Origin of the sequence: Tabrizicola sp. (assembly GCF_030694085.1) — a bacterium.
Lineage (GTDB): Bacteria > Pseudomonadota > Alphaproteobacteria > Rhodobacterales > Rhodobacteraceae > Tabrizicola.
On record NZ_JAUXZE010000094.1, the window covers coordinates 1 to 2,118 of the forward strand.

1 protein-coding gene is annotated in these 2,118 nt (G+C 53.4%); it reads right to left on the reverse strand.

The features are described 5' to 3' along the window. Window positions 1-243 precede the first annotated feature (243 nt). Window positions 244-2,118: DUF499 domain-containing protein (locus Q8M85_RS22485; RefSeq protein ID WP_305549035.1), on the reverse strand; the 1,875-nt coding region annotated here is incomplete at its 5' end.

A 2,118-nucleotide genomic window follows, 5' to 3' on the forward strand; every position in this document is an offset into this window, starting at 1 on the left:
CGAAATATTTGGGTTATTCTGCATAAAGGTACGTAACGCACCATATAAGAATTACTAATAGACTGAATTACAATGAAAAAAGGCATTATCCAACTCCTAAAATCCAGGGCTTTTTTACACTTAAATTTAGGAGTTTTAAAAATATAATATTGGTCACTTTCAATAGCATAGCAGGATTCCTATGGTGCGTTACGTACCTTTATGCAGAATAACCCCAAGTGCGTTGAAACCGGCTTATCTTTTTTACTCCCAATCTGCATTCTTGAAGCCAAGCGTCTTTGCATTCTCCGTGACGGTACGCTTGGTATGATCTGAAGCGCCTGATGGGAAGTTGACTTGGATTTCTACGGTTATATTGACCTCCGCGTTGGGGTCCGCAGCTAGAACAGCAATAATTTCTTCCGCCACCTGAACCATGCGCATTTTGGCAGTCGAAGCAATGATGCTCACATTGCCATGGAAGGCGTGGGGCTTTGGAGAGAATCCGGGCGGGCTGGAAACGAGAGGAATCGTCTCATGCGGCGTTTCTCCGGGTGGGGTCGAGTCGGGAGGAATCGTTCCATGCGGCACTGATCCGGGTGGAGTGGCAGGTTGATGCGCGGCCTCGTACGCTCTGGCTGCCTCGGGTTCAATCAACAGTAGCGTGTCGTCCAGTTGCACGTTCGCATCGCCAAGTTTGAATCCATCGAACTTTCCCTCGTGATACCCGTAGGCCGTTCCGAAGAAATCTTGACTGTCTGAGCCTTTGACAATAGCTTGTTCCAGCACACTGCGGCTTTTCAATCGTGGCAAATAGAGGTAGCGCAGCGTGTCTTCCCAAAAGGCCATAGCGCTGAAGGATGGCTTGTCGGTCTTCCAGTAGAGTTTCTTCAACTCATCTCGCAGATGTATCGGCGACCAGGTCGTAATCACCAATACGTTGTCGATGCACACTCGCTCTATCTCAGACCCCAGAGACGCGCCGCCGGTATTGAGCTGAAAAAACTCCACCGTTGGCTTCGCTGCCGTCGGGTTATCCTGCGCAGGGCAGAGTAACCACTTGTAGCACTCCCGTGCGACACGCGGCAGAACTTCCTCAGCCCCTCGAAGCTCATTCTTGGCCTGTTGCGCTTGAAGATTATCGATCACCAGACGCATCTCAGCCACATCTTCCACGATGGAATTCCAGGCCAAGGCGATACGGATGCAATCGCGCAGTCGCGTCAGCGCACCATGATCTGGCGCGAGAAAGATCAGCCGGTTGCCGCGATACCTGGGCATGGTTCCGTGGTTTCTAACATGGTCGAGCACTCCCTCAAATGCCAAGCGCGATTCTTCTCGGGAATAGAATTGCTCAGGTGCCAGTACAATCAAGCGCAGAGCACTATCGTCTGGCACGTCACTGTGTGGGGTAAAAATATGTGTGCCATCGAAGAAAGTCGCGTTGCTGGTGAGTCGTTTAAGAATCTCGGCCATGCGTCCGCGCACTGCGCCGTCTTCAAACCGCTTCTTGCGCTCTTCCATCTCGCGCCGCAGATTGGCACGGGTATCAAACCAATAGCGCGTTGCCTCCTGCGCCTTGTCGCCAGATGAGTTCAGGTAGTGCAATTGGTCTGCCAGCCGGTTTAGCGCATCGGAATAAAGTGAGGACGTTTGCCCCGGCTGGAGGCAGCCCAGCAGCACACGCGCCCGGTCCAGGCCGCGTATACCGGGACGGGTGGTCACCGACGATGGCGCACTACCCAGGAATACCGTTCGTGCCACGCGCCGGGCGGCCTGCACCGAGCCAAAGCGCGTTTCTCTCGTTTCTAGCACCGTGGTCTCGGCTCGCTCGCCATCAATGTCGCGATCAATCACTGGGTCCCAACCCGGCCCGAGATAGTAAACCAGTTCATTGCGCGCACTCCCATCATAGAGGGGAAGACTGCCGGGCAGGATCATCAAGTCCATGTTGTTATCCTGCCATAACCTGAAAATGACCTTTGCCATGAGTTTCAACACGCCGCGCGTGCGCTGGAATCCCTCGATCGTCGTCCACTCCTCGTAGAGCTGAGTGAAAACCTCCGGGTGGATGGGATAGCTGTGAATCATCCGGTCAAAGTAACGGGATTCTTGCGTTTCCTGCGGCACCTTTGCACC